The 24,961-nt window shown below is 51.6% G+C and carries 24 protein-coding genes; 8 read left to right on the top strand and 16 right to left on the bottom strand.

The window, feature by feature from the left end; all coding sequences use genetic code 11:
• Positions 1-34: 34 nt before the first annotated feature.
• The 4 genes from OGX86_RS06565 to OGX86_RS06550 form a co-directional block, all read right to left on the bottom strand.
• The gene (locus OGX86_RS06565) at positions 35-1,243 is read right to left on the bottom strand and encodes a c-type cytochrome (RefSeq protein ID WP_048226666.1); all 1,209 of its coding nucleotides are present in this window, start codon (positions 1,241-1,243) and stop codon (positions 35-37) included.
• A 3-nt stretch (positions 1,244-1,246) separates the two neighbouring features.
• On the bottom strand, positions 1,247-3,139 hold the full coding sequence (locus OGX86_RS06560; protein ID WP_048226668.1) for an NAD(P)-binding protein: 1,893 nt from the start codon (positions 3,137-3,139) through the stop codon (positions 1,247-1,249).
• Positions 3,140-3,227: 88 nt separating this feature from the next.
• Positions 3,228-3,701: an ester cyclase gene (locus OGX86_RS06555; RefSeq protein WP_032943249.1), complete on the bottom strand. Its 474-nt coding sequence runs from the start codon at positions 3,699-3,701 to the stop codon at positions 3,228-3,230.
• Between the two features lie 11 nt (positions 3,702-3,712).
• Positions 3,713-5,140, bottom strand: a complete 1,428-nt coding sequence (locus tag OGX86_RS06550) for a gamma-aminobutyraldehyde dehydrogenase (protein WP_048226670.1) — start codon at positions 5,138-5,140, stop codon at positions 3,713-3,715.
• Positions 5,141-5,455: 315 nt separating this feature from the next.
• On the opposite strand from OGX86_RS06550, the gene OGX86_RS06545 reads away from it, so the two are divergent.
• The gene (locus tag OGX86_RS06545) at positions 5,456-6,181 is read left to right on the top strand and encodes a FadR/GntR family transcriptional regulator (RefSeq protein ID WP_136391827.1); all 726 of its coding nucleotides are present in this window, start codon (positions 5,456-5,458) and stop codon (positions 6,179-6,181) included.
• Positions 6,182-6,205: 24 nt separating this feature from the next.
• Positions 6,206-6,904, top strand: coding sequence for a cache domain-containing protein (locus OGX86_RS06540; protein WP_048226673.1), 699 nt, complete (start codon positions 6,206-6,208; stop codon positions 6,902-6,904).
• Positions 6,905-6,925: 21 nt separating this feature from the next.
• Here OGX86_RS06540 and OGX86_RS06535 read toward each other — a convergent pair whose 3' ends face one another.
• The 6 genes from OGX86_RS06535 to OGX86_RS06510 all read right to left on the bottom strand — a co-directional run bounded on the left by OGX86_RS06535 (position 6,926) and on the right by OGX86_RS06510 (position 14,265).
• Entirely contained in the window at positions 6,926-8,407 is a 1,482-nt protein-coding gene (locus OGX86_RS06535; RefSeq protein ID WP_003832697.1) for an APC family permease, read from the bottom strand.
• A gap of 302 nt (positions 8,408-8,709) precedes the next feature.
• Positions 8,710-9,612 carry a dihydrodipicolinate synthase family protein gene (locus tag OGX86_RS06530; RefSeq protein WP_048226674.1) on the bottom strand — a complete coding sequence of 301 codons (903 nt, stop codon included), beginning with the start codon at positions 9,610-9,612 and terminating at the stop codon, positions 8,710-8,712.
• Positions 9,609-11,324: a dihydroxy-acid dehydratase gene (ilvD, locus tag OGX86_RS06525; protein WP_136391826.1), complete on the bottom strand. Its 1,716-nt coding sequence runs from the start codon at positions 11,322-11,324 to the stop codon at positions 9,609-9,611. The genes OGX86_RS06530 and ilvD overlap by 4 nt, the downstream gene beginning before the upstream one ends.
• Positions 11,321-12,691: an MFS transporter gene (locus OGX86_RS06520; protein WP_136391825.1), complete on the bottom strand. Its 1,371-nt coding sequence runs from the start codon at positions 12,689-12,691 to the stop codon at positions 11,321-11,323. Before OGX86_RS06520 ends, ilvD begins: the two co-directional genes overlap by 4 nt.
• 19 nt (positions 12,692-12,710) lie before the next feature.
• Positions 12,711-13,373 carry a 2-dehydro-3-deoxy-6-phosphogalactonate aldolase gene (locus OGX86_RS06515; RefSeq protein WP_136391824.1) on the bottom strand — a complete coding sequence of 221 codons (663 nt, stop codon included), beginning with the start codon at positions 13,371-13,373 and terminating at the stop codon, positions 12,711-12,713.
• Positions 13,366-14,265 (bottom strand): 2-dehydro-3-deoxygalactonokinase, encoded by a 900-nt coding sequence (locus tag OGX86_RS06510; RefSeq protein ID WP_048226680.1) that lies wholly within the window; start codon positions 14,263-14,265, stop codon positions 13,366-13,368. Before OGX86_RS06510 ends, OGX86_RS06515 begins: the two co-directional genes overlap by 8 nt.
• Positions 14,266-14,458: 193 nt before the next feature.
• Here OGX86_RS06510 and OGX86_RS06505 point away from each other — a divergent pair, with 193 nt between their 5' ends.
• Positions 14,459-15,190 carry a FadR/GntR family transcriptional regulator gene (locus OGX86_RS06505; protein WP_286639604.1) on the top strand — a complete coding sequence of 244 codons (732 nt, stop codon included), beginning with the start codon at positions 14,459-14,461 and terminating at the stop codon, positions 15,188-15,190.
• Between the two features lie 93 nt (positions 15,191-15,283).
• A complete protein-coding gene (locus OGX86_RS06500; protein WP_003832695.1) occupies positions 15,284-15,424 on the top strand; it encodes a hypothetical protein in 141 nt (46 codons plus the stop codon).
• A 52-nt stretch (positions 15,425-15,476) separates the two neighbouring features.
• Here the strand turns inward: OGX86_RS06500 and OGX86_RS06495 are convergent, their stop codons facing one another.
• A complete protein-coding gene (locus OGX86_RS06495) occupies positions 15,477-16,370 on the bottom strand; it encodes a LysR family transcriptional regulator (RefSeq protein ID WP_048226682.1) in 894 nt (297 codons plus the stop codon).
• 305 nt (positions 16,371-16,675) lie between these two features.
• Here OGX86_RS06495 and OGX86_RS06490 point away from each other — a divergent pair, with 305 nt between their 5' ends.
• The 4 genes from OGX86_RS06490 to OGX86_RS06475 are packed head-to-tail and all read left to right on the top strand — an operon-like array spanning position 16,676 to position 19,781.
• Positions 16,676-17,509: an ABC transporter substrate-binding protein gene (locus OGX86_RS06490; RefSeq protein WP_128316538.1), complete on the top strand. Its 834-nt coding sequence runs from the start codon at positions 16,676-16,678 to the stop codon at positions 17,507-17,509.
• 1 nt (position 17,510) lies between these two features.
• Positions 17,511-18,329, top strand: coding sequence for an amino acid ABC transporter ATP-binding protein (locus tag OGX86_RS06485; protein ID WP_136391823.1), 819 nt, complete (start codon positions 17,511-17,513; stop codon positions 18,327-18,329).
• Positions 18,329-19,114, top strand: coding sequence for an amino acid ABC transporter permease (locus tag OGX86_RS06480; protein ID WP_286639602.1), 786 nt, complete (start codon positions 18,329-18,331; stop codon positions 19,112-19,114). The genes OGX86_RS06485 and OGX86_RS06480 overlap by 1 nt, the downstream gene beginning before the upstream one ends.
• The gene (locus OGX86_RS06475; RefSeq protein ID WP_003832686.1) at positions 19,104-19,781 is read left to right on the top strand and encodes an amino acid ABC transporter permease; all 678 of its coding nucleotides are present in this window, start codon (positions 19,104-19,106) and stop codon (positions 19,779-19,781) included. Before OGX86_RS06480 ends, OGX86_RS06475 begins: the two co-directional genes overlap by 11 nt.
• Positions 19,782-19,790: 9 nt before the next feature.
• On the opposite strand, the gene ydhT is transcribed toward OGX86_RS06475, so the two are convergent.
• The 5 genes from ydhT to OGX86_RS06450 all read right to left on the bottom strand — a co-directional run bounded on the left by ydhT (position 19,791) and on the right by OGX86_RS06450 (position 24,900).
• Positions 19,791-20,555, bottom strand: coding sequence for a protein YdhT (ydhT, locus tag OGX86_RS06470; RefSeq protein ID WP_394816980.1), 765 nt, complete (start codon positions 20,553-20,555; stop codon positions 19,791-19,793).
• Between the two features lie 51 nt (positions 20,556-20,606).
• Complete coding sequence (phsC, locus tag OGX86_RS06465; RefSeq protein WP_136391801.1) at positions 20,607-21,392, bottom strand: thiosulfate reductase cytochrome B subunit; 786 nt, start codon at positions 21,390-21,392, stop codon at positions 20,607-20,609.
• Positions 21,389-22,057 carry a 4Fe-4S dicluster domain-containing protein gene (locus OGX86_RS06460; protein WP_020996435.1) on the bottom strand — a complete coding sequence of 223 codons (669 nt, stop codon included), beginning with the start codon at positions 22,055-22,057 and terminating at the stop codon, positions 21,389-21,391. Before OGX86_RS06460 ends, phsC begins: the two co-directional genes overlap by 4 nt.
• A 64-nt stretch (positions 22,058-22,121) precedes the next feature.
• The gene (locus OGX86_RS06455; RefSeq protein ID WP_286639597.1) at positions 22,122-22,787 is read right to left on the bottom strand and encodes a YdhW family putative oxidoreductase system protein; all 666 of its coding nucleotides are present in this window, start codon (positions 22,785-22,787) and stop codon (positions 22,122-22,124) included.
• A 10-nt stretch (positions 22,788-22,797) separates the two neighbouring features.
• A complete protein-coding gene (locus tag OGX86_RS06450) occupies positions 22,798-24,900 on the bottom strand; it encodes an aldehyde ferredoxin oxidoreductase (protein WP_136392507.1) in 2,103 nt (700 codons plus the stop codon).
• Positions 24,901-24,961: the final 61 nt, after the last annotated feature.

Genomic DNA, 24,961 nt, shown 5'->3' with positions numbered 1-24,961 from the left:
GATGAAGGTGCAAGCACCTTCTCCGGCATACTGTTTAATGTGACGCTTTTTTAACGCCAGCCAGGTCTTCCTGGCTTACTTCGCTATTCCCTTCACCCCAACTTTTACGCACGTAGTTAATCACGTCGCGCATTTCGTTGTCGCTTAACAAGCCACCGTAGGCAGGCATCTTAAAGGAGACGCTGCCACGCGTTGTCGGTGTTTCTGCGCCGTGGGCAATCACTCTGAACAGCGGTGTCGGGTCATCAACCATCACCAGTGGATTGTTAACTAAAGAAGGCGCGTTATCATCCGTACCTTTCCCTTCCAGACCGTGACAAGTTGAACAGTAGCGGTTATAGGTCACTTTGCCCGCCTCAGGTGAATTCGACCAGGATGCTGTAGTCGCCGCAGCACGTACCGTTTCAGGCTTCGCACTTTTCAGGCTCAACAGATATTGGGCGATCGCCGTGGCATCTTCGTCGGTCAGATACTGTGTACTCTGCGTGACGACTTCAGCCATCGAACCTGAAACCGCGGCATGCTTGCTTTTACCGGTCAGCAACAGCGATTTTAACTCCTGCTCAGACATACCGGTGCCGCGCAGCGACGGTGCATACCAGCCGTCAATCATCGCGCCGCTCAGGTATTCGGCATCAGCATTAGTATACGCTTTTTCGTTCATCGCCATGCCTCTCGGGGTATGGCATGAACCGCAGTGTCCGGGGCCTTCCACCAGATAAGCACCCCGTTTTACCATGGCAGCATTATCATCCGTTTTCGCGCCCTCTACAGCCGACACTGGCGCGTCGGTAAACAGCCAGTTCCAGATATGCAGCGGCCAGCGGGCGGAGAGTAGCCACGGAATAGCATTCTCTTTATTGGGCTGTGCTGACGGCGTGACGTCATGCATAAAATAGCTATACAGCGCCTTAACATCCTCGTCAGAAAGTTTTGCATAGGAGGGATAAGGCATAGCCGGATAGAGCGGATGACCATCTTTGGCAATCCCCTGCCGTACGGCTTTTTCAAAATCCTCGTAAGAATAATTTCCAATACCCTGCGTTTTGTCTGGGGTAATGTTGGTCGAATAAATATCCCCCACCGGAGTAGGAAACTTTTTGCCCCCCGCCATCGCCGCACCACCTTCAGCGGTGTGACAGGCGACGCAGTCTGAAATTCGCGCGATGTATTCACCGTTAGATTCAGCAGCGGAAACCGAAGCAGTAAATAAACAGGCGGCGAGAATGGTTACATTGCGCATAGATCACCCCATATCCTTGAGTTCATTAACCGCACGCCATGCCTGATCGATTGCCGTATGGGCATAAGCACTCCAGTCAGAATCGGAGTTAGCGATGGCAATGCGACCGACTGGCTTACGCGCCCGTTCGATAATTTCTGGCATCTTATCCATATCATCGAACAGCGAGTTGGCGTAGTACGCATAGCCATGCGCCCAGCGGTTAACCGTAATGGCGGCAATATCGCGTTGATTATCAAATCCGGTTGAGCCAAACATCTCCTGCAACTGGGAGCGAATCATCTCCTCATGCGCCGCAAAGGTGGTCCCCAGCAAATAGGCTCGTCCCAGACGGAACTGCTCTCTGGCCGACAGGTTACTACCCGGATAGGTCGGCACATAGACCATATGAATGACCATCGGATCGTCCGGGGAGGCCGGATGTTGATACCCACCAATACTGACCGGATAGTCGAGCTTGACCCTGCTATAAGGTGCCGCCGGAGAATAAAACTCATGTACGCCAAGCTGTTTGAACGCCTGCCAGTTTTTGACCACCACGTTGGTGTACACCAGCGGTGCCTTCACGTTCAGTTTAAGATCCGCCTGCTGCTGTTCCGGCATCTCAGGCACCAGATACGGGATCATCATGTTATAACCTGCCATGATGGTGTTCTTACCGCGCACACGGTGCATTTTACCGTCACGCAGATAGGTCACCGCCACGCCATCCTGCACGTTGGCCGCATTAATCACCGTGCTGTTCAGGCGCAGGCGCGTGGTGTTTTCCGGCAGATCCAGCTTTTCGTAATGTAGTCTGCCGAGGACAGAGTCTTCCATCGTGTTGCCCGGTAGCGCATCCGGCAGCATATATCTGACTAACAGACGGGCTAACCCGGCGTTACCGTCCGGGAAGTGGTAAACATACGGCTCTTCGAGGTCGGCCAGTGACTCACCGTCCAGCGGCGGTAACCCCATCCCTTCCATGCCGGGTAAGGCGCACGCACGGGCATCGCTACAGGAAATACCTTCAATACCAATAGCAAAGAAGTCGTTGGAACGCTGCTGGAAATAGAGCAGCGCCATTTTGCTCAAACCAACTTTTGTTGCCAAAAATTCACTGTAGCTGTGGGTATCCAGCCATTCCATTTTCTCATCGACCGTCATCCCCGGCAGGTAATCACCGGGCCGGACGTGCAGGTCGATCAGCGCTTTTCTGTCGTTCTCACTTAGCGGAAAATCATTGATAAAGTCTTCAATTTTACGCCCATTGAGCCTGTCCGGCGGAATATCATCAGATACCGCGCGGCCCGGATCGCCGCTGACGATTTTGGTTTCGCCAAAATTCTTCTTGTCGAAGAAAACGCCGCGACTGAGCTGCCAGTCGGGGTAGAAGTTTACGTCAAAACTCTCTTTTAACCGCGTGACACTGACGCCCACGGTTTCCATCAACTTTTGTACTTCAGGGCTGAAATTATGCGCAGGTGACTGGAATGCTTCGCTGCCACCATAACCGAGTAATTTCTTACCCGAGCTGGTAAATTCATTACGTTTGGCGTGTCCACCAAAGTCGTCATGGTTATCGAGGATCAGGATCCGGCTATTTTGCCCGGCAACTTGACGCCAAAAACAACCGGCAGCTAACCCGCTAATACCGCCACCCACAATCACCAGATCGTACTCTTCCTCAACGGGCAGAGCGTTTAAATCAAAATGTTTATGCTCGCGACCTAGCGCATGCGCCATTTCAAACGATCCAGGATGATTACCCCGTAGCCCCGTCAGCGCAGGAGGATAATAATTTCCATCTATAAATGCGTTTCCCTTTCCTGCCGCCCTGACCCACTCCAGCGGGGTAAGTCCCGCCGCAATAGTCACCGCGACGCCGTTGAGAAAATCACGTCTGGTAATTGCCATTAACTTTTTTCCTTATTGCTACACACTGCCTTTAATACGACACAAATAAGAGAGATACCCCTTCATATTAATAAAGGGGTACAGCCAACTACTTCACTGGCTTTAACTCTTCATCCAGTTTTTTAGAATCATAATAATCACCCTGCCAGGTGATTTTTCCTGCTTTAACATGAATATAGCTGACGCCTTCAAATTTGATCGGATTATTTGTCGGCGGACTCCCTGCCCATTCACCACTATTTTTGCCTGAAAATTCCCAACGAAAGGCCACGGTATCTTCGTCGTAGACGGGTTTTCCAACCATTTTCCAGCTAAGATCTGGAACCGCCTTAATAAAAGCGCCGATAACCTCTTTTTCTGCTTTTTCCCTGCCGTTTATCGGTTCTCCCGCGGCGGCATCATAATAAACCGCATCATCAGCAAGAAATTGAGCGGCTCGTGAAGCATCATGCGCATTCCACGCTGCCATATACTCTTTTACCGTATTCAGCGATGTACTTTCTGCCAGGCTATAGCCCGAGAACATCACTAATGAAAGCACCGCGATTTTTAATGTTTTCATCGTAATCCTCTCTATTCAGAAATGTCGCACATGATATGTTTCACCCGAGTGTATTCCTCGAGTGAATAAGATGAGAGATCTTTGCCGTACCCCGATTTTTTGAACCCGCCATGCGGCATTTCGGCGCACAGAGGAATGTGATTGTTAATCCACACCGTGCCAAAATCGAGGTCAATGCTGAAGCGTTGGGCGCGACCATGGTTACTGGTCCAGACGCTGGCGGCAAGACCATACTCCACATCATTCGCTTTGTGTAGTACCTCTTCGTCAGTAGAAAACGACTGAATAGTCATTAGTGGGCCAAATACTTCATACTGAATAGCTTCATCATTTTGATGTAATCCGGAGACGATCGTCGGCTCAAAATAGAAACCTGGACCAGATCCTGCGCGCCCACCGGTTTCAATTTTTGCATGTGCCGGTAAACGCTCAATAAAGCCTTTCACCTGCTCCAGCTGATTCCGGCTATTCAATGCGCCGTACAGTGCATTTTGATCTTCTGGCGGCCCAAATTTGATACTTTTTGTTTTCTGGATCAGTTTTTCCAGAAACTCAGCGTAGATAGATTGCTCTACCAGAATCCGCGTAGCCGCTGTGCAATCCTGCCCGGCATTGAAAAAGCCTGCTGTGGTAATCGTCGCAATCGCCTTGTCCATATCTGCATCGGCGAACACGACTGCGGGCGCTTTCCCGCCCAATTCCAGGTGTGCTCTGGTCAGATTTGCCGCCGCCGAAGCCGCAACCTGCAAACCCGCACGGACCGAACCGGTAATAGAAACCAATGAAGCCTTCGGGTTTGAAACCACCAGCGAACCAGTGCTGGCTTTGCCCAACACAACGTTAAACGCCCCTCTCGGGAACAACGGTGCGGCCAGTTCAGCCAACAGCAGCGTACTAACTGGCGTGGTGTCGCTTGGTTTTAACACCACCGTGTTGCCTGCCGCCAGCGCTGGTGCAATCTTCCACACCGCCATCATGAACGGGTAGTTCCACGGCGTCACTTGCCCAACAATACCCAGCGGTTCACGACGAATGGTTGAAGTAAATCCTGCGGAATATTCTCCGGCCGCCTTTCCTTCAAGACAGCGCGCTGCACCGGCAAAAAAGCGGATGGCATCGCAAGATGCCGCGATCTCCTCTTTCTCAATAAAATGGCGAAGCTGACCGGTTTCCTGGCTCTGCGCGGTTACCAGTCGCTCAACGTTGCGTTCAATCTCATCGGCCAGCCGCAATAACGCCTTTTGCCGCTGTGCCGGCGTCGATTTTCGCCAGATGCTAAACGCCGCCTCCGCTGCTGAGTAAGCCTGCTCTACCTCCGCCTCGTTAGCGTTGGGAGATATTGCGTACGTTTCACCGTCAACCGGACTCACCAGTTCGAAGCTATCTTCGCTACTGCCTGCTACATAGTGCCCATTAATAAAATGCTTCAGGGTTTTCACGTTTGTCTCCTGCCAATTAATACATAAAGAATCTTATGTAATATATATATTGTAAAATTTTTTCAAATGCGCAACATTGACACTATGATAAGCCTCGCATTTTTAACTTAATTTTCACATTTGCAGGATGAGGCTTTTTATTGCCAGCTGACGCGTTACGCCCAGCTCATCATAAGGTTATCGGGACACACATCCGCTTGTGCAGTGACGTTGCGCCCAGGCATGTAAAATAACTCGGCCATTCTTACCTTCCTTGCCCGACGGGCATGTGTTAAAAATGGTCGTTGTTTCAGGGAATTGAGTACAGAAAAGATTATGATTACTCACGCGGTCATATTTGCGCCTATCGGGCAGGTCAGTCGTTCAGACCAGATAGTCCAACGCCTTTCAAATGCCATTATCACGGGGTTGCTGGAGCCAAAAGAACAGCTCCCCAACGAAACTGATTTGGCAAAGATGATGGGTGTCTCACATATCACTATCAGAGAAGCGCTAAACACGCTTCGGGCTAATAATCTTATCCATACGGTTCGTGGTCGTAATGGCGGGAGCTTCGTTTGCGAAAATATCGATAGCAAAAATAGCGCCCTGCATCCGTTCAAGGCGATCAGTACGGATTATCTGTCCGATCTGGGTGAAATGCATTGCGCCATTATTAGCCATAGCGCGAGGCTGGCTTCCCGGCGAATGACCGGTGCGGATATCGCCAAATTTCGCGAGTTTGTCGAGGTGCTCAGAAAGGCAAACTCACCTGAGCTAATGACCCAGGCCGATATGCGTTGTCTGCTGGCGATTGCCGCCAGTTCGCATTCAGCGCGACTGGCCAATCAGGAGCTGCAGGTTCAGGCTGAATGGGCATCGCTGGTGGCGATACTTTATCGCACAGACAGTATTCATGCAGAAATTATCGCGCTTTATTCGGCGCTGGCCGATGCGCTGGCTGCTCACAACGAGGCAGAATCAGTACAGTTTGCCACGCGGATCATCGACACGTTTACCTACTACCTTATTGAAAAAAAGCTGAAATATAACTCGAACTGACAATCAGTGAAGGCAGGACAGACAATGAGCTCTTCGACATCCCTAAGCGCATTAATTCGTAAAATTGATGACATTACTGTTTCTACCGTAGATTCTACCGTTGCGCTGGCGAGGAGCATCCATGAGGCGATTTCAGGGGTACAAAAGGCCTCAGCCGAGGTCGTTCTCGACCCCTCAGTCAGATCCACCGTTCAACAGCACATCAAGCGCACGCTCAATAACAACCATTACTGCTCAGGGGCGGGATTCGCCAGCCATATTGAGAGTACCGCAACCACAAAAGAGTACTGGTTGCTGGAGTGGTGGTATAAGAAAGACAATGGTTTGAGCCAGGCGCATCTGGATTTGGATCAGGCCACGCAACAACGACTGGACTTCAGAACCTTTGAGTGGTTTAAGCATTCTCCTCCGGCTGGCAAAGCCTATATCCACGGTCCCTACGTCGACTATATTTGCAATATCTCCTATACCCTAACGTCAGCCGTCCCGGTCTACTACAACGATCAGTTTCTCGGTGTTGCCGCGGTCGATCTGCTGGTCAGTCAGATAGAAGCCGAACTGCTTTCCTATGCCCATCCTGACTATGTGATTCTGACTAATCTGGAAAACAGGATCATTTTCTCCAGTTGGCCACGTTTTCGCGTGGGTGAATTGCTGTCACCTGCAAACAGTACCGTTGTGTATCAGAGCGACTACTTTATCCTTTATCACTATCAAAACTAAGGGCCCGAAGGCCCTGAGTTTTTAGTTATCCTGCCCCATATTGAGCTTATTGGCGTACGCAATGGCGTCGTTTTCCGGCGCCGCTGAACGACCAAACGGACGGGTCAGGAACATATAAATAAGCCCCGAGCCAACAACAATCGCCAGGCCGAACAGAACCGTCCAACGATCGATGAAGTCGCTGCTGTCTGCCGGTTGCGCCAGTAACCAGATCCCGCACAATCCGTAAGCTAACGCCAGCACATTCACGATTACGCCCCAACCGCCAATGGTCCACTCTCCCGCCGGTTTCCAGCCTTTCAGACGCTGACGCAGCGCGGCCAGCACAACCATCTGGAACGAGATGTAAATCCCGATAACAGCAAACGCGGTGATACGCGACAGGTTATCTGGCTGGAAATAAACCCAAACGCAGATGATCACTGGCAGCAGGCAACTGACGACCATGGCATTATCCGGAACACCATTTTTAGAGATTTTGGCCATCCATTCACTTCCCGGCAGCATTCTGTCGCGGGAGAAAGAAAAGATAAGACGGCTTAACGCAGCCTGCAGAGACAAAATGCACGACAACATGGCGATAATTGCAACGACGATAAAGACAGTCGCGCCAGTTTCGCCCAGAGCTTCATTAAGGATTGCCGGGATCGGATCGGACGTTTTGCCATTCACGATGCTGACCAGATTCGGTGATGCCAGCAAATAACCCATAACAGAAATAATGGCGGAAATCGCGCCGAATACGATGCTTAAAATCATCGCCACCGGGATCTTTTTACTTGGATTCTGCACCTCTTCCGCAACGTTACCGCAGGCCTCAAAGCCAAAGAACATAAACAGCCCCATCAGCGCAGCAGACATAAATGCGGTGGAGTAGCTGCCGTCATGAGCCAGCACGCCCATCGAGTCAAAAATCACAGAGAACGGCTGCGAACGGTGGAAAATCAGCAGATAAATCCCCAGCGCGATCACGCTGACAATTTCACACCAGAAACCAATTTTCGCCACCCGGGCCAGATTTTTAGTCCCGGACATATTAACGGCCATCATCAACAGCAGCAGCAGGACGGAAGTCACCAACATCGTGGCCGGCGTCTGACCATAGTGGAAGAGTGATTCAACAAACGTTGATGTATATTCCGCGATCGACGTAATGGTGACCACCAGAGCCCACAGGTAGATCCAGGCGGCGATCCACGCATACTTCTTGCCCCACAACCTTCTGGCCCAGGGGTAAAGCCCGCCGGTTATCGGATACTGGGAAGCGACCTCACCAAACACCAATGCAACCAAAAGTTGCCCACATGCGACGATTAAAATCCACCATACTGCGGGCGGCCCCGCCAGCGTTACGGCCAGCGCAAACAGCGAATAGACGGCGGTAAGCGGCGACAGGTAGGTAAAACCCAACGCAAAGTTTGAAATAAGACCGATCGAGCGATTGAACTGTTCTTTGCCATCTTTTTGAAAATTATCGTTTTTCTTATCAGGTGTCTGTTCCATATTGCTTTCTCTTTTGTGGAATAGTCGCAGGGTTGAACAATTAATGTATAAAAGATATTAAGTTATATGTATAGTGAATTTGTCGCAGATTTGTTAAAAATTATCGCGCATCACATTACTACAAAATCGGATGGTTACGAGATAACAGAAACAGATGATTAACAATTAAATTTGATGTGAGTGGCGGTGAAGACACAGAAATGATGCTTTAAGGCATAGTACAGTTGCACCGGATCAAGATGTTCGATCCGGTGCATAGCATACGGTTAAAACGTTTTGCTCATACCTCTATTGCAAATTACTCATGCCGACAAATTGAACTGTGAAATAAAACTATCAATGTGGTTTACATCGTCATTCGTTAATGACCACCCCGGCTTGCGGCAATAATCATCAGCAATAATCCCGCGTCGTTGTAATATTGTCTTTTCAACCTGGATAATATACTCACAGTGCTGCATCCAGCGCTGAATGTATGGTAATAACGCCTCATGTAATTGCACCGCCTGTTGATGTTCCCCTGCCAGCCAGTGACGATAAATTCGCACATAAATTTCGCTAAACGAGCAGCCAGGCATTACACCTTTGCCCCCTACCTCAAGCATCTGAAGCATATACAAACCGGCATAACCGTTTAGCACATGAGCCTCTGGTGCGTACTGTAGAAACTCACGGGTGTACTCCACTGGCGGATTGCATTCAATCTTAAACACTGCATGTGGATAGCGTTTAGCCATCTCAGCTAGTTGAACTGCAGTGACCGGAAATCCAGTTTCTCCCGGCGCGTACTGCACCATTACAGGAATGGTCACAGCCTCCAGCACCGCCGCGATATGCGCCTGTACGCTGGCAAGAGACGGCTGCAGGAAGAATGGCGGAAGCAGCATCAGTGCGTCGGCCCCCATACTCTGATAGCGCCGCGCACGGCGAACAGCCAGATCGGTGCTGTGATCGGTGACCGACAGTGCACGAAATACACTTTTATTCGCTAATTCAGCAATAAAAATTTCCGCCAACTGCAACCGTTCGCTGTCGTCGAGCTTCGGAAACTCACTGGCAATACCAAACAGCGTCAGTCCGTTAACACCCACGTCCGAAAGGTGGGCCAGCAGACGGCGAAAACTCGTAAAATCGACTTTACCCTGTGGCGTAAACGGCATTGCAACAATGGGATTAACGCCCTGAATCTTTGTAACCGTTGTCATGACAAATCCTCTCTGTCTGCCAGTACCGCGCCTTGCGCCGCCGGTAACGCCCAACGACGATAAAGTCGCAAGAATCCACGAGGTACCTCTTTATGCACCAGATGACAGCCTTTTTGACGCTCATCCAGCACGGCATCCGCTACATTCAACGTCAATGTTCGCTGCGGAATATTAATACTGATTGAGTCACCTGTTTCCACCAGTGCCAGAACGCCTCCGTCGCTGGCTTCTGGAGAGATATGTCCCACAAACAACCCGCGGTTCGAACCGGAAAAACGCCCATCGGTGATCAACGCACAGGAGTCAGAGAGATTCATTCCTTCAAGGAATTTCATCGGCTTGTACATCTCCGGCATACCCGGTCCGCCCTTTGGTCCTTCATAGCGCAGAACCAATACGCTACCCGGTTGAATATCACCGGAGAGAATTGACTCAACGGCCTCATCTTCGCTGTTAAACACCACCGCAGGCCCGGTGAAGATCATTAAATGGTCCGGAACAGCAGCGGGTTTCACTACACAACCCATCGGTGACAGGTTGCCGTGTAGGACAGCAACCCCTGACTCATTACGTACCGGAATGGCCAGAGTATGGATAACTTCCGGGCGTCGAGTAGAGGGAACATTCATCAACCATTCCCCTTTTTTCTGTCCGTTAACCGTCAGGCAATTGAGATCCAGTAAATTAGCGATCTCTTTTTCAACTGCCGCAACTCCCCCGGACTCCCAAAAATCGATCATATCGTATTCCGATGCCGGATAGAGCGAAGCAACCAGGGGTACCTGATGACTCAGCGCATCAAATTCGGCCAGCGGCAGATGACCCAGCTCGGCTTCATAATAAATAGCCTGCAGATGTAGAATGGCGTTGGTGGAGCCGCCCGTCGCCAACAGATAGGCCATCGCATTGCGGATGGATTCGCGTGTAATAATTTGTCGCGCATTCACACCGCGCTTTACCAGATCCACCGCGGTCATTCCTGTCGCAAAGGCGCACTCGCGGCGTTCGCGTGAAATTGCGGGCAGCATACTACTCCCAGGCAAGCTCATACCCAGCACTTCCGCAATACAGCACATCGTATTAGCGGTACCGTACATGGTACAGGAGCCGTGCCCCGGCTCGGCGATATCTTCAATATGACGGAACTCGGCCTCATCAATTTCACCGCGACGTTTCCAGCCAATCGCTTCGGTGACGATATTGCCATCCCAGTGTTTACCTTTGTATTCGGCAGGATACATTGGCCCACCGTTCACCAGAATAGCCGGAAGATCAAGGCGCGCAGCAGCCATCAGCATAGCGGGGACAATTTTGTCGCACGATCCCAGCAACACCATGCCATCGAAGCGGTGGGCCCGCATCATTACTTCGATCGAACTGGCGATGATTTCGCGTGCCGCCAGAATATAGCGCATACCCAGGTGTCCTTCGGCAATACCGTCGCAAGGGGCAATGGTGCCAAACACCATCCCCACTCCGCCTGCTTCATCAATGCCTTTTAACACATGCGCGGTCAGTTCATTCAAATTGGCGTGTCCTGCCGTCGCATTGGTATAGCTATTCACTACAGCAATTACGGGACGACGCAACTGCTCGTCCGTATGACCCATCGATTTATACAAGGCGCGCTTTAAAGCACCGTCATCACCACTGAGGATCGGATTGAAGTGTTCGCCACCGCAACCTGCGCACCCGCTGCCACAACTGCTCATATATGACCTCTTTTCGTTAATACGTTATTTTCTGCCGGTTTCATGGCTTGACGATCGCGAGGGTTAATCAACCGTGCCGGAATGAGGAAAATAAGCGGTGCGCAAAGTACCAGAAACCCCGCCAGAATATACAGTCCGCTGCTGGTGCTGCCGGTAGTGTCTTTCAGCCAGCCAAGAACGGTTGGGCCAAAGAAGCCAGCCAGATTGCCAATAGAGTTCACTAACGCGATACCTGCCGCCGCTGCCGTACCGGAAAGCAATGTACCTGGCAGGCTTATATAGGTGGGAATCAGCGATAACGTGCCGGACATTGCTACGCAAATCCATGCCATCATCCAGAACGTGGAGCCTTCATTTAGCGCGCTGAACGTCAGACCAATGGCCCCGACTATCGCCGGAATCGCAATGTGCCAGCGGCGTTCTTGTTTCAGATCGGAGTGACGGCTATTCCACAACATGCAGGCCGCACCGAAGATATAGGGCACCGCTGCCAGCAGACCGATAGCAAAATCATCCTGTACGCCAGAGCTTTTGATAATCGACGGAAGCCAGAAATTAATACCGTAATAGCCAATGTTGAAACTGAAGAAAATCAGCGCCAGCAGCCAGACGAAGCGATTACGGAACATGGCGGACAAACTATGCTGCGGCATTCCCGCGTTAGCGGCGACTTTATCAAGCAGATCTTTTTGTAGATCTTGCTCAATCAACGCTTTTTCATCATCAGATAACCACTTCGCCGATTTCACGTCGTTATCGAGATAACGCAGCACCACGAAGGCCAGCAGGAATGAAGGGATAGCCTCTACCAGGAATAACCACTGCCAGTTATGCAGATGGCCGACACCTTCAAACATTTTCAGGATCAGTCCGGAGAGCGGGCTACCGATAATAGTGGATAACGGTGTCACCAGAATAAACAGCCCGAGTGTGCGCGCCGAACGCCATGAGGGAAACCACAGGGTTAAATAGTAAACAATACCCGGGAAAAAACCGGCCTCTGCTACGCCAAGCAAAAAACGCACTACGTAAAACTGTGTTGGCGTGGTAACGAACATCGTCAGTGCCGACAACACTGCCCAACTGGCCATGATGCGCGCAATCCAGAAACGGGGACCAAAACGCTGCATCAACAAGTTGCTCGGTACTTCAAAAATAAAATAACCGATAAAAAAGATACCTGCGCCAATTCCATACACTGTATCGCTAAGATTAAGCGCATCCTGCATGTGGAGTTTGGCGAAGCCCACGTTTACACGATCGAGATATGCGAAAAAATAACACAGGATTAAAAACGGGATCAGCCGTCGGGTCACTTTACGATAAACCGCATTTTTATTTTCAATATCGAGGGTACGCGTATTCATCTTTCAGCCTCTTAAGTTGTTATTGGCACTGCGCTCTGCTATTAACCTGTTGCCATGCCTGAGCATAGGCCAACGCGTTATGCCGAACCTGTTCGCACTCTGTGCCCGCGCGGTATAAACCTCCGCCGCAGCCAAAACCTTTCGCGCCCGCCTCGCACCATCTTTGTAGTTGTTGCGCCTCGGCAGAAACACCACCGACCGGCATACAAACTACGTGAGGCGGTAATACCACGCACATAGCCCGCAGTATGTCCGGGGAGATCATTTCCGCAGGATAAAATTTCAGACCGCTGGCCCCAGCGTCCAGGGCAGTAAACGCTTCGCTCGGCGTGGCGACGCCCGGTAAACTGATAGCCCCTCGATCTCTGCTGCGGCGGATCACCGAGGGATTCATATTTGGCGAGATAATTACCTGCCCGCCCGCATCGACGACGCTATCAACCTGCTCTGTCGTCAGTACCGTACCCGCGCCGACGATAGCACGCATGCCGACGCGTTCGCGTAGCAGCGAGATAGAATCCAACGCGCGCGGTGAATTTAGCGGTACTTCCAGCCAGGTAAAGCCCGCCTCCAGCAATACATCACCAATTTCCGCTGCTTCCTCTGGCCTCAGACCGCGTAAAATCGCGATCATCGGAAGCGGCGTTTTCTGCCACATCGTGGCAAAGTCAAAACTATCCATAGCGTTTCTCTGTTAGACGTTGTTGAAGAGACTGCATTCCGGCGATAAAACAGCGATCGCCCTCGACGCAGCGTGTCTGAATACCAAATGCGTTGGCAGCCATCTGATAGCGGCGAGTTAATGCCGCACTACCCACCAGCCAGACAGGACTGATGTTGTCAGTGGAAAACTCCAATCCGATCAGTAAACCGGAGAGATAGTCACTGACTGATTCAGCAGATAATTCACCCGATAGACGCAGCGTTCGGGTAGAAAAAAGGAGTTGGCTTAGCGCCGCGTGGCGTCGGGATGCTTCCACCCCGAGTAAAAATGCGCTGTCATCAGCCGCCGCATCAGGAAGACCACGACCAAGCAGCGAGTGCGAAATCAGCACCTGAAAAAGCTCACCGGTCATATAAGTCGAAAAATCAACGATCTGTCTCTGCTGCATCCGGGCATGTTTGCTGTGTGTGCCGGGTAGAATCGCATGGAAATTATCGATGTCTTCGAGTAAAGACAGTCCCAGAAGCTGAACCTCTTCACCGCGCATTACATCAGGCATGTCACCAGAAGGGGATTTACGCAATCCAGGGAAAATCCATGCTTTGCTGCCCCAGGAGGTCATGAAACTTTTGCTGTGCGCAAGCAAGCTATCGGCACTGGCGGGTAACGAACAATAGTCAACTTCATACCAGCCCTGCTGCGAACCCACCATCCCGGCCATTGCAACCATTGGCGTTCCCTCAGCAATCCACTCACCAAGTAACATTTTTAACGTCGCATCAAATTGCCCCGGCTCGACGTGAAGAAGACCGTAGCTGGCATTGCGTTTGTCCAGTACATCATCCCCTGCCATTAACCATGCGCGGAAATTCGACGTTCCCCAGTCGATTGCGATCCACTCCCTTTTCATCTTGTAGCCTCAATCATCAAATCTTGTATGACAAGAATGTAGTTAATTTTACCAGAGCGATCTGTGAGCGCGATCGTGAAGTGAAATAAAACGTTTTTTTTCACTATCTGAAAGGACAAGAATTGTTGTTTTGTATTCGTAACGCTTTGTTTTGTGCGTACAATGAGGAACTCTCAAATTTTCAAGGCAGACTATGACGACCTCCCTGGCCACCATCTCTGAAACGATCACTCGCGATCTGGCGATGAAAATCATCCGCGGAACCCTGTGCGATGGGGAGATGCTCCCCGGCGAAAATGAGCTTGCCGTGCAATATTCGGCATCTCGGACCTCTGTACGAAACGCGCTGCATGTCCTGTCAGCAAAAGGTTTGCTGTCCATCCAGGCTAAGCGGCGCAGTACGGTCAATCCGCGCGAACTCTGGAGTTTTTTGGATACGGACGTGCTGGGCTGGATGGAGGAAGTGGGTATTTCACCTGATGTCGCGGAGCAACTGGTGGTAACGCGCCTGATGTTTGAGCCTAACGCCGCCTTTCTGGCCGCCGCCAACGCGACAGCCCGCGATTTGGCTGCCATTGAAGAAGCCTGGACGTTGATGTTGCGCGGACAGCAGCAGGATCAGATTGCGCTATTTGAGGAAGGCGATCTAGCCTTTCATACCGCACTACTCAAGTCCTGTCATAACCCATTTTTGATGTCGATTGGCAACGCACTTTCAGCAGCCATGATGCTGTCGTTTAAACAGACGCAGGAGTCATCAGTGCGGGAAACAGAACACGCCGTAGAGCAGCATCGCCTGTTACTGGAAGCCATACGCCTGCGCCAGGGCGTTACGGCGCGTGAATGCATGCGCGATATAATACTTAGCGCGGCAAACCGCCATTTGTGGGCCACGCTGCCGGAAAAATATACGCAACTGATTTAGGGATGATGCTAAGTAGCAAGAATCGCTGCTGTTAAGCAACATTTTTGCAATATAATAACGTGATGTTAAACGCTGAACCTGAGCAGGTGAATGATGGAAATTGATCTCGATAATCTGGTCTTTGATGGACTGGAAGAAGCGCAAGAGCGTAACGCTGAACGTCTGGAAGATGCAGACAAGAAAGCGCAGGAAATTATTGCTGATAATGACTGCGGCGACGCCTGCAAAATCTGATTTCCAAACCGGCGCAATGCCGGTTTTTTATCGCCTGTTAACCCCACCCACTTCAACCCGTATACCGTAAGGCCTCAATCAGTTGGGCAAAGGCGGCGGTATGCTGTTTTCTGCTGGGGTAGTACAAATAATAGCCCTGGAAAGGTTCGCACCAGTCCTCCAGCACTTTTTCCAGCGCACCGTCAGTCACCGACTGTTCGACAGTGTCTTCCGGCACAAAAGCCAGCCCCATTCCAGCAATCGCTGCGCTAATCCGTGGGGGGAGATTGTTAAAAATAAGCTGCCCTTCAACCCGCACGCGCAAATCTTGTCCGCCTTTGCTAAATTCCCAGGCATATAGCCCGCCCAACGTCGGCATGCGCATGTTGATGCAGTTATGGTTTTGCAGATCGTGTGGGGTGAGTGGTTTACCATGACGAGCAAAATACGCCGGTGACCCCACCACTACCATACGCCAGTCCGGGCCAATTCTGACGGCGACCATGTCTTTTGCCACCTGCTCACCGAGCCGAATACCCGCGTCATAGCGGCCAGTCACAATATCCGTCAGACTATTGTCGATGGTCATTTCCACATTCACATCAGGGTAAGCCTGCAAAAACGGCTCCAGCGCGGGCCAGACGGTAGATTGCAATGCATGTTCGCCCAGCGTCAGGCGAATGTTACCGGCCACGCGCTGACGAACATCGGTTAATGCCAGCAGCTCTGTTTCAATGTCATCAAAACGCGGGCTGATACTGTTGATAAGCCGTTCTCCGGCTTCGGTCGGCGCAACGCTGCGCGTGGTGCGGGTCAGAAGCCGTACATCCAGCCGCTCTTCGAGTCCACGTATCGCATGGCTTAACGCTGACTGCGAGACCCCGAGCTTTGCCGCAGCCCGCGTAAAACTCCGCTCGCGGGCAACGATAATGAGATAATAGAGATCATTAAAATTATCACGCAGCATGCTTATCCCCACTCCAGACCTGTTGTGACATATGGTACAGGTCCGGAGGGTATTCCAGTAGCATTTCTGGACATTAGCACAGCTCAACCTTATTCAAGCGTGCTCTCACACAAAAACCAAATGCGAATTATTACCAGGCTTATGCACGATTTTACCTTTCACTCATGCATTATTTTCACCCGCTATTAACACATCCTTCACTAATAACATTTTGTATATAGATAAGAATTTTTTCTTATTTTGTCCCAACCGTAAGTTATGGGAGCGTAAAAAGCACAAACCAAAAACTACAGGGATTTCATACAATGATGGCAATGAAAATTCACAGCGCTAAAAAAACACTTCTGGCACTCAGCGTGCTACTGGCCTCTGGCATTAGCGTTTCGCAGGCTCAGGCCGACCAATTGGCCGATATCAAAGCCGCAGGCGTAGTCAAAGTGGCGACATTCGACGCCAATCCGCCGTTCGGTTCAGTTGATGCCAAAACCCATAAGATTGTCGGCTACGACGTCGATTTTGCAGAAGCGCTGGCCAAATCCCTGGGTGTAAAACTGGAACTGGTCGCGACCAATCCGGCAAACCGCATTCCGTTATTACAATCCGGTAAAGCTGATTTAATCGTCGCGGATATCACGATTACACCTGAACGGGCGCAGGTAATAGATTTCTCCGTCCCATATTTTGTTACCGGCCAGCAGTTCCTTGTGCCAGCAAAATCTCCGGATAAGCTCGATGAATACGGCAAAGCGCGAATCGGTGCAGTAAAAGGGACTACCGGTGAGCAGGCGTTACATCAGCGCTTCCCGCAGTCGCGCGTGTTGGCCTACGACGATATCCCGCTGGCGTTAACCGCGCTACGCAACGGCAATGTTCAGGCCATTACCCAGGACAGTACGATTCTGGCCGGTTTATTAGGCGCTGCGCCGGATAAAGCTGATTTCAAAATTCTGCCGGACCTGCTGAGCAAAGAAGAGATCGGCGTGGGGGTGAAAAAAGGCGAACCCGCGCTGTTAAAAGCCGTCAACGATGAACTTTTGAAGCTGGAGTCTACCGGTCAGGCAGCAAAAATTTATGATGTGTGGTTCGGCCCTGAAACCAAAAATCCGCAGCCCCGCGCCTTTAAAATAGAAGCCCAGTAATATGCTCTCAGCTCTTTTTCATCGTTCCGCAGCTTCAGCTGCGGATTCTACCCAATTGGGTCAGGCAAGCGTCAAACTGCACAATGTGTTTAAACAGTATGACGCTCATACCGTACTTAACGGCGTCAGCCTGGCAGTTGAACCTGGTGAAGTGGTGACTATTCTGGGGCCTTCCGGCTCAGGAAAATCCACTCTTATACGTCTTATCAACCAGCTTGAGTCGCTCAGCGGTGGCGAAATTTTCATTGATGGTAAACCGATTAGTCAGTTGCGCGGGGCGGCATTACGCCAGTTACGCAGCCGTATCGGTTTCGTATTTCAGCAATTCAATCTCTATTCGCACCTGACTGCGCTGCAGAACATCGCACTGGCGCTGGAATATGTTCACGGCTGGAAGAAGACGGAAGCGGATCGTCGGGCACTTGAGTTGCTGGAAAAAGTGGGACTGGCGGAAAAAGCCAACGCCTATGCCGCGCAGTTGTCCGGTGGGCAGCAGCAGCGCGTGGCCATCGCCCGCGCACTGGCTTCGTCGCCACAAATTATTCTGTTTGATGAGCCCACTTCCGCGCTGGATCCGGAAATGATCGGCGAGGTATTACAGGTAATGAAAAATCTGGCCCACAGCGGTATCACCATGATCGTCGTGACCCACGAAATGCATTTTGCCCGCGAAATTGCCGATCGGGTGGTTTTCATCGATGGTGGCGATATTCTGGAAGTGGCCGCGCCTGAGGATTTTTTCCTCCGACCACAGCACCCGAGAACCCAGCGTTTCCTGAAAAAAGTGCTCGACCCGTTACACCAGGAGTCATCGTCATAATGCATGCAATGGACTGGCAGGGGGTGCTGAGCGGGCAACCCCTGCAATGGATAATTTCCGGTTTTCTCACCACGCTCTGGGTGACGCTGGCAGGTATTGTGCTCGCCACGCTCATTGCCATCTCACTGATCGGCCTGCGCCTGACGGGCAATCGTCTCGCTAAAGCGATGGTCGGGGTGTGGGTCTCGGTGTTTCGCAACACGCCTTTACTGGTGCAACTGATGTTCTGGTATTTTGCCGCCTGGAACTGGCTACCCCGTAACGTCATTAGCTTTATCAATGCCGATCATCCATGGTCAATTTTGCCGGGTGATGTCTGGTGGTTAACGCCGGAATTTATCTGTTCAGCATGGGGGTTGGGGGTATTTACCTCAGCATTTTTGGTCGAAGAGATCGCTTCGGGTTTACAGGCTGTTTCTGCCGGACAACGCGAGGCTGCCGTGGCGCAGGGGTTTTCATCCTGGGCGATATTTCGTCACATTCTGCTGCCTCAGGGGCTGGCAAACGCCTGGCAACCGATTGTTGGGCAATATCTCAACCTGATGAAGCTTTCCTCGCTTGCCAGCGGTATTGGATTTGCTGAGCTCACCTACCAGGTACGGCAAATTGAGAGCTACAACGCGCACGCGCTGGAAGCCTTTGCCGTTGGCACTGCACTCTATCTGTTTACCGGCATCGTTCTGGGTATGCTGCTTACCCGTCTTGGCCCGCAGTCTGCGTCGGGTAAATCGTCAAAGATAAGAATGCGCATCTTCAGCGTCAGGAGCATACTGCATGATCGCTAATGTTTCGGTCATTACCGACAATCTTGACTATCTCCTGTGGGGACGTGTAGCTGAGGGGCAACCCGGTGGCGTCCTGCTCACTTTGCTGATGGCTATCGGTGCGGCTTTGCTGGCGCTGCCTGGCGGGATCGTTCTTGCCTGTTGTGCCTGGCGATTTCCGGGCGCGGTTCGCAACGGGTTGTTTATCTGGGCGGAATTTATTCGCGGCATTCCGCTCATCTTTGTGATTTTCTGGATGTGGTATTTGCTACCCATGCTGACCGGAAGCGATCTGCCCGGTGCCGTTACCGTGACGCTGGCGCTGGCATGGTTCACCGCCGCCTCGGTGATGCACTCGGTGTATGCTGGAATTAGCGCACTGCCTGGCGGGCAATATGAAGCGGCAGTCGTTCAGGGTTTTCGCCCGGATCAGGCCCTGTGGCTTATCTTGCTGCCGCAGGTGCTGCGTAACGTACTACCGTCGCTGACAGGGATTTTTATTGGGCTGCTGAAGGACACGTCACTGGCGTTTATCGTTAACGTGCCGGAACTCACGACAGTTGCCGGTCAGGTTAACAGCCGGGTGCAAATTTACCCCGCCGCCATTTTTATCTTTACCGGGCTGGTTTATTACCTGCTGTGCTTTAGCCTTGAAAAAATCACCCAGCGCCGATTCGCACTAAAATGACCTCTCGGCTCAACATTCCACGAACTGATGGTCTTCGTTGAGCCGATATTTCACGCCCGCCCGAATGTTATTTTCCCCTTCAACGGCAAGCGCAAAACGCATTCTTTCGCCATCATGATAAGCCAGCGCCGCACATCCGCCGGGACCAAGAATTATCGAGTCGACAGCACCGGTACTGGCAACAACAGCGTTCTCTCCGCTGGCAATAATGTGGATATTGTCCGCGCAGTTAGCGATTTTCGCCTCTGCGCCAAAACAGGCCAGTTGGGTTAAATCACCGCTACTGGCAATCCGATTTCGGTCGCCGAGCGAACTGATACGTACGCGCATGCCGGTACTGGCGATACGCGTTCCGTCGCCCACACTGCTGATACGCGCCGAGTTTCCCGCAATCGCTATTCGCCCGCGATCGCCTGAACTGCCGATATGCGTGTTATAGCCTACACAGCCAATCCGTGCGCTGTAACCGGCACAGGCGATCTGTGCAGCATACCCGGCGCTGGCAATTTTAACGTTGTCACCCGCACAGCTAAATCGGGCATAATCTTCCGCACTCGCCAACGGACGACTAGTTTCCCCCGCGGCTTGCTCACAGGAAATATTCCCCATTGCGTCAATATCCTGCTGAGCAAAACTCGCCTCTTCCCGCCATTTTAACCAGCCGTATTCCACCAGGCTATTTGCCCAATCGGTATACCCTTCCCGCTGGAGCGCACGATGAACATCGGCATAGCTTCCTCCTGCGGGAAACGCACGTAGAAACCAGCGGTACATGACGGGCCCAACACGCCAGGCCCGTAAGTCACTTCGCGTAATCATCATCGCTTAATGCCGGTGGTAGCCATCCACCATACACTTAAAGGTTTCGCCCGGCGTGCGCCCCGTAGTGCAGAGATAAAGATGCCCAAAAATGAAAAACAGACTGACTATTGCCAGCGCAAAGTGCGCCTGAAGCAGCCAGTAACGCACTCCGGGGAACAGATCGCCGACAGCTACCGGGTAAAGCGATAACAATCCAGTGATCAGTAGCAGTGGCAACAAACCATACATCACGCCAACATAGGCCGCCTGCTGTAACGGATTAAATTTAGAGCGAGGTGAGGCCGGAAATGGGTGTGACTCGCCCTGCATAATGCCAAACAGGTAAAAACGAGTTTGTCTTTGCGCACGAGCGATCCAGCCCTGACGTTGAATAATATAGTGATGTCCGTTGCCGCCAATCAGGTTGATCAGCACAAAACCAATCCAGCAGGCAAGTAGCAAAAAGCCGCAGACCTCATGAACGGTAAGCAGGCTTTTCATTACCGGTGCGCTAACGGCAGAGAAGTGATTGACCAGGCCACTGATCAGAAGCAACAGAAATAACAGTGCATTCGACCAGTGCCACAGGCGGACAGCCTTCGAATATAAATAGACCTTCTCACCGTGCCCTGCCGACGCTTTATGCGCCGCCCGAAAGCGCAGCATGGCGTGAAGCGCCAGCACCAGCCACATTCCCACCAGCATTAACCCGGCAACGACTAACCACACAGGCCAGTAGTCCGGTGAAAACAGGGGAACATACTGTGCAAGCTGGGCGTGAAACTGTTCGGCATTCTGCGACGCGTTCATACATTTTCCTTTTTAATCAAATGTTGACCGAACCGACGATACAGATGGGGTTTCCCGGCGCCTGCAAGTTGATATTCGTAATACTTGTTTTCTCGCAACCAGGTCTGAATTTCCGGGCTATCTTCACGACCGAAAATCAGCGCATGTTCCGGGCAAGCGTTAACACAAATCGGAGGGAAACCTTTCGCCAGCCGAGATTCAGCGCAGAAGTCGCATTTATCCGCCACTTTGGTTTGCGGGTTGAGATAGCGCACCTGATAAGGACACGCGCCAATACAGTAACTGCAGCCAATACAGCAAGACGTATCTACTCGCACAATACCGTTCTCATCTCGCCAGGAGGCACCGGTCGGACACACCTCAATACAAGGTGCATCATCACAATGCTGGCAGGACTGACGGAAGTAGTGATACAGCGTTTCGTTGTCGTTATCGGTTACCGGAATATGCGCTATCGACAAACGGCTGCCCTGGTCAGGTACATGGTTGGTTTTCCGGCATGCACGAGCGCAAATATTGCATCCGTTACACAGTGATTCGTCGTGAATCATGACGTAACGAACGGCTTTAGGGCTCCTGGTACTCGCTAACAGATTTTGACCTGGGCCGGTAAAAAAAATCACCGTCCCCATGCCAATGACAAATTTTCGTCGGGTGAAGGACATCGGGTTATCCTCTAATGCTGTGACAGTGGTCGTCCACACATTCCATGACATCAACCTGAATATTTCAGGGGTTCTGATACTGCTCAACCTCAAGCCATTCACAAAGGCCGTACGCTTTGCCATAACTCATAAAACGTTCGCTGAACAAATAAGGCTCCGCATTTGACGATTCCACAGTACGTATATCTGCGTAATCAGGGTGCGTTTCCATGGCCGTGAGCGCCGCTGAAATCTGCTGAGACTCAAAGCTGTACGGCGGTTGCGTCAACATGGCGACCTTATAGGGGCGAGGATACGTACGACCGTCGAAGCGTACCGCCTCGGCAATCGCACGACAGATGTCGTTTTCCACCACCTGCACGCACATGTCGGCGTAGTTTGCCGTCATGGTTTGCGTTGAGTAGAAATAGACATCTTCCGCACCCTGCACACGGGTGATATCCGCGTCATTCGCGTCCTGGCACAGCGTATCCAGCAGCGCGCTAAGATCGGTTTCAGGAACCGAATAAGGTGGCTGCAGAAACACGCTGCGCACCACCAGGTGCCCCGATGCCGAATGCTGGCGGATAAAATCTGCCACAATCGACTCCGGGCTGGCGGCTTCCTGAACCTGCGGCGCAGTCACCCGCTCGACCGGCGGGTGAAACGCCTGTAGCCAGTGTCTCTTTTGGCTATCAACCTCGTCAGGAAGCGCCTCAACGGGTGCCTGAACGTTGCTCACGTTAGTCATCTCGCGTTCCTTACGCTGGCAACAAATCCTGCGCAGCCAAATCGGCTGCCACGTCTTCAAGTCCGAGTCGATTCAGGGTTTCACGCGTTGGGCAACCCAACTCGGGATCCCAGCCCATTTCCTGATAGAACATCGTCAGTGACTGGCGCATATCCTCCCTGTCCATCTTGTCGGTGCCTTCGGTGAAGACCGGAATTTTCGGATCTTTATCAAACACCCAGGAGCAGATGAGATCGTGTTCATTACGCATATCTTTGGTTTGCATCAGTTTGACCGTATAGGCACGATGCAGGGTAAAGATGCGTTCAGCGGCCAGGTCCAGACTCGCCTGCGTGGTTTCATCACCGGTGACTGCCTGGAAGAATTTCGCTTCCAGATCCAAATCTCCGCGATAGTTGCGGCTCTTGAGTGGTGAAACCGTCATCGGCCAAACCCAGTTACACAGCGTAACCGCGTTATGCAGGCAGACTTTCAGCAGCGTCCATTTGGCATATTTGATCTTGGCGGCATTGATTGGGGTATAGTTTTTGGTTTCGTCGTAGGCGTCCTGCGACCCAAATAACTCACCCGCCACTTCGCGCTGTAATTTCAGCGGCAAACCGGAACCGATGAAGTTGATATGGGTGTGCGCCATACAGTCACGGTTAAACATACAGTTGGTGATCGCCCCCACCTGCGCCGAGGCTTCGTTTGCATGGTGGACCGGAAAACCAAACGGCGACCACAGTTTATTTTTGGCATAACCCCAGTACTCTTCGCCCAAATCCCAGCGTTCAGCAATGGCATACGAACCGTCCGCAAGATGACTGAGTTCCCCCACGCGATGCGCCAGTCGATAGTAAAAATCTTTGATAAAGTTAGGATCGCCCTCCTCCAGTTGATCCCAACGGATCTCCGCGTACTCTGCGGCTGGCAGCACGCGTTTAAAGACGCCTTTCGAATAGCAGTAGGTAAAGTCACGGTGCAGCTGGCCGTAGTTACACCAGATACCGTAATCGTCAAACAGGTTCAATCCGATCAGGTTCCCTACAACTCGCCCATCGTCTTTATCGTCAAAATCTTTCGGGCCATTGGGGAAAATGGTGGTGTGAACAAAGTTCGCCACGCAGGTGTTGCCGCCGGTACTCGGCACGCCAAAATCCTTCACCCGCGGGACATTGAGCTGCGACATACAACGAATAGGGCATGAATGGCAGCCGCTCATTTTGACCGTGTATTTTTCTGCGGCTGGACCCAGATCGAACACCGATTTATAGGTACGGAAACCCACCGTATTTTGGTTTCCCGGCGGGATTTCACCGGTTTCGATTGGCCCCCCTTCTGCCGCGCCCCAGAAAAGTCCCTTACGGGCTGTCCAGCGCGAGTTTGGCGAAGAGTATTCTGCCCAGGCCTGCGGGGTGCTTGGCACAACGTGGTTGTTGTTGGCGCCGATAAGCTCGGTCATCATGTAGTCATTGAGACGCTTCATCTCTTTACGATCGGCAATGTTGACGCCTTTGGTCCCTTCTACCGCAATGGCCTTCAGGTTTTTAGAACCCATCACCGCACCCGTACCTGCACCGCCGCTGTGGTTGCGGCTGTTGATCATGCAGGACAGTGGCACCAGATTCTCACCCGCCTGCCCAATAGCGGCAACGCAGGTTTCAGGGCTGGTAATCCGGCAAATCTCTTCGGTTGTGGCGCGAGTCCCCTTGCCCCACAAGAAATCGGCTTTTTCGATGCTGACTTTATCGTCTTTGATGTTGATCCAGACCGGTGATGCGGACTTGCCTTCAATAATAATGGCGTCGTAACCGGCGAATTTCATTTGTGCAGCAAAGAAACCGCCCATATGGGCATCTACGACTAAGTTACCTTTGGTAAACGTCGATAAGGAGGTGATATTGACGCGGGAGCTACAGGGAGCGCCTGACCCCGTCAATGGTCCGGTGGCAAAAACCAGTTTATTCCCTTCATCAAAAGGCATGGTGCCTGGCGGGACTTCGTCGTACATAATTTTATAACCAAAGCCCATCCCACCGACAAATTTTTTAAATTTACTGGAATCTTCAAGGGTGATATTACCCGTGGTGAGATTGACCCGTAAAATATTACCTGTCCAACCATTAGCCATCATGTTTTCCTTTGCAAGAAGGTTTAATAGATATACCCGCCATTCTTCAGGCAGCTTTTTG

Origin of the sequence: Citrobacter sp. Cpo040, assembly GCF_030332915.1 — a bacterium.
Lineage (GTDB): Bacteria > Pseudomonadota > Gammaproteobacteria > Enterobacterales > Enterobacteriaceae > Citrobacter > Citrobacter portucalensis.
This window is presented reverse-complemented; position numbering and strand designations above follow the sequence as displayed.

Bases quoted from the DNA above. Each gene is read 5' to 3' on its own strand.
- OGX86_RS06500 (WP_003832695.1), top strand. From the start codon at position 15,284: ATGGAAATTGATCTCGATAATCTGGTCTTTGATGGACTGGAAGAAGCG.
- OGX86_RS06485 (WP_136391823.1), top strand. From the start codon at position 17,511: ATGCTCTCAGCTCTTTTTCATCGTTCCGCAGCTTCAGCTGCGGATTCT.
- OGX86_RS06480 (WP_286639602.1), top strand. From the start codon at position 18,329: ATGCATGCAATGGACTGGCAGGGGGTGCTGAGCGGGCAACCCCTGCAA.
- OGX86_RS06455 (WP_286639597.1), bottom strand. From the start codon at position 22,787: ATGACTAACGTGAGCAACGTTCAGGCACCCGTTGAGGCGCTTCCTGAC.
- OGX86_RS06565 (WP_048226666.1), bottom strand. From the start codon at position 1,243: ATGCGCAATGTAACCATTCTCGCCGCCTGTTTATTTACTGCTTCGGTT.
- OGX86_RS06505 (WP_286639604.1), top strand. From the start codon at position 14,459: ATGACGACCTCCCTGGCCACCATCTCTGAAACGATCACTCGCGATCTG.
- phsC (WP_136391801.1), bottom strand. From the start codon at position 21,392: ATGAACGCGTCGCAGAATGCCGAACAGTTTCACGCCCAGCTTGCACAG.
- OGX86_RS06545 (WP_136391827.1), top strand. From the start codon at position 5,456: ATGATTACTCACGCGGTCATATTTGCGCCTATCGGGCAGGTCAGTCGT.
- OGX86_RS06530 (WP_048226674.1), bottom strand. From the start codon at position 9,612: ATGACAACGGTTACAAAGATTCAGGGCGTTAATCCCATTGTTGCAATG.
- OGX86_RS06555 (WP_032943249.1), bottom strand. From the start codon at position 3,701: ATGAAAACATTAAAAATCGCGGTGCTTTCATTAGTGATGTTCTCGGGC.
- OGX86_RS06560 (WP_048226668.1), bottom strand. From the start codon at position 3,139: ATGGCAATTACCAGACGTGATTTTCTCAACGGCGTCGCGGTGACTATT.
- OGX86_RS06475 (WP_003832686.1), top strand. From the start codon at position 19,104: ATGATCGCTAATGTTTCGGTCATTACCGACAATCTTGACTATCTCCTG.
- OGX86_RS06495 (WP_048226682.1), bottom strand. From the start codon at position 16,370: ATGCTGCGTGATAATTTTAATGATCTCTATTATCTCATTATCGTTGCC.
- ydhT (WP_394816980.1), bottom strand. From the start codon at position 20,555: ATGTACCGCTGGTTTCTACGTGCGTTTCCCGCAGGAGGAAGCTATGCC.
- ilvD (WP_136391826.1), bottom strand. From the start codon at position 11,324: ATGAGCAGTTGTGGCAGCGGGTGCGCAGGTTGCGGTGGCGAACACTTC.
- OGX86_RS06520 (WP_136391825.1), bottom strand. From the start codon at position 12,691: ATGAATACGCGTACCCTCGATATTGAAAATAAAAATGCGGTTTATCGT.
- OGX86_RS06535 (WP_003832697.1), bottom strand. From the start codon at position 8,407: ATGGAACAGACACCTGATAAGAAAAACGATAATTTTCAAAAAGATGGC.
- OGX86_RS06510 (WP_048226680.1), bottom strand. From the start codon at position 14,265: ATGAAAAGGGAGTGGATCGCAATCGACTGGGGAACGTCGAATTTCCGC.
- OGX86_RS06450 (WP_136392507.1), bottom strand. From the start codon at position 24,900: ATGGCTAATGGTTGGACAGGTAATATTTTACGGGTCAATCTCACCACG.
- OGX86_RS06460 (WP_020996435.1), bottom strand. From the start codon at position 22,057: ATGTCCTTCACCCGACGAAAATTTGTCATTGGCATGGGGACGGTGATT.
- OGX86_RS06540 (WP_048226673.1), top strand. From the start codon at position 6,206: ATGAGCTCTTCGACATCCCTAAGCGCATTAATTCGTAAAATTGATGAC.
- OGX86_RS06490 (WP_128316538.1), top strand. From the start codon at position 16,676: ATGATGGCAATGAAAATTCACAGCGCTAAAAAAACACTTCTGGCACTC.
- OGX86_RS06515 (WP_136391824.1), bottom strand. From the start codon at position 13,373: ATGGATAGTTTTGACTTTGCCACGATGTGGCAGAAAACGCCGCTTCCG.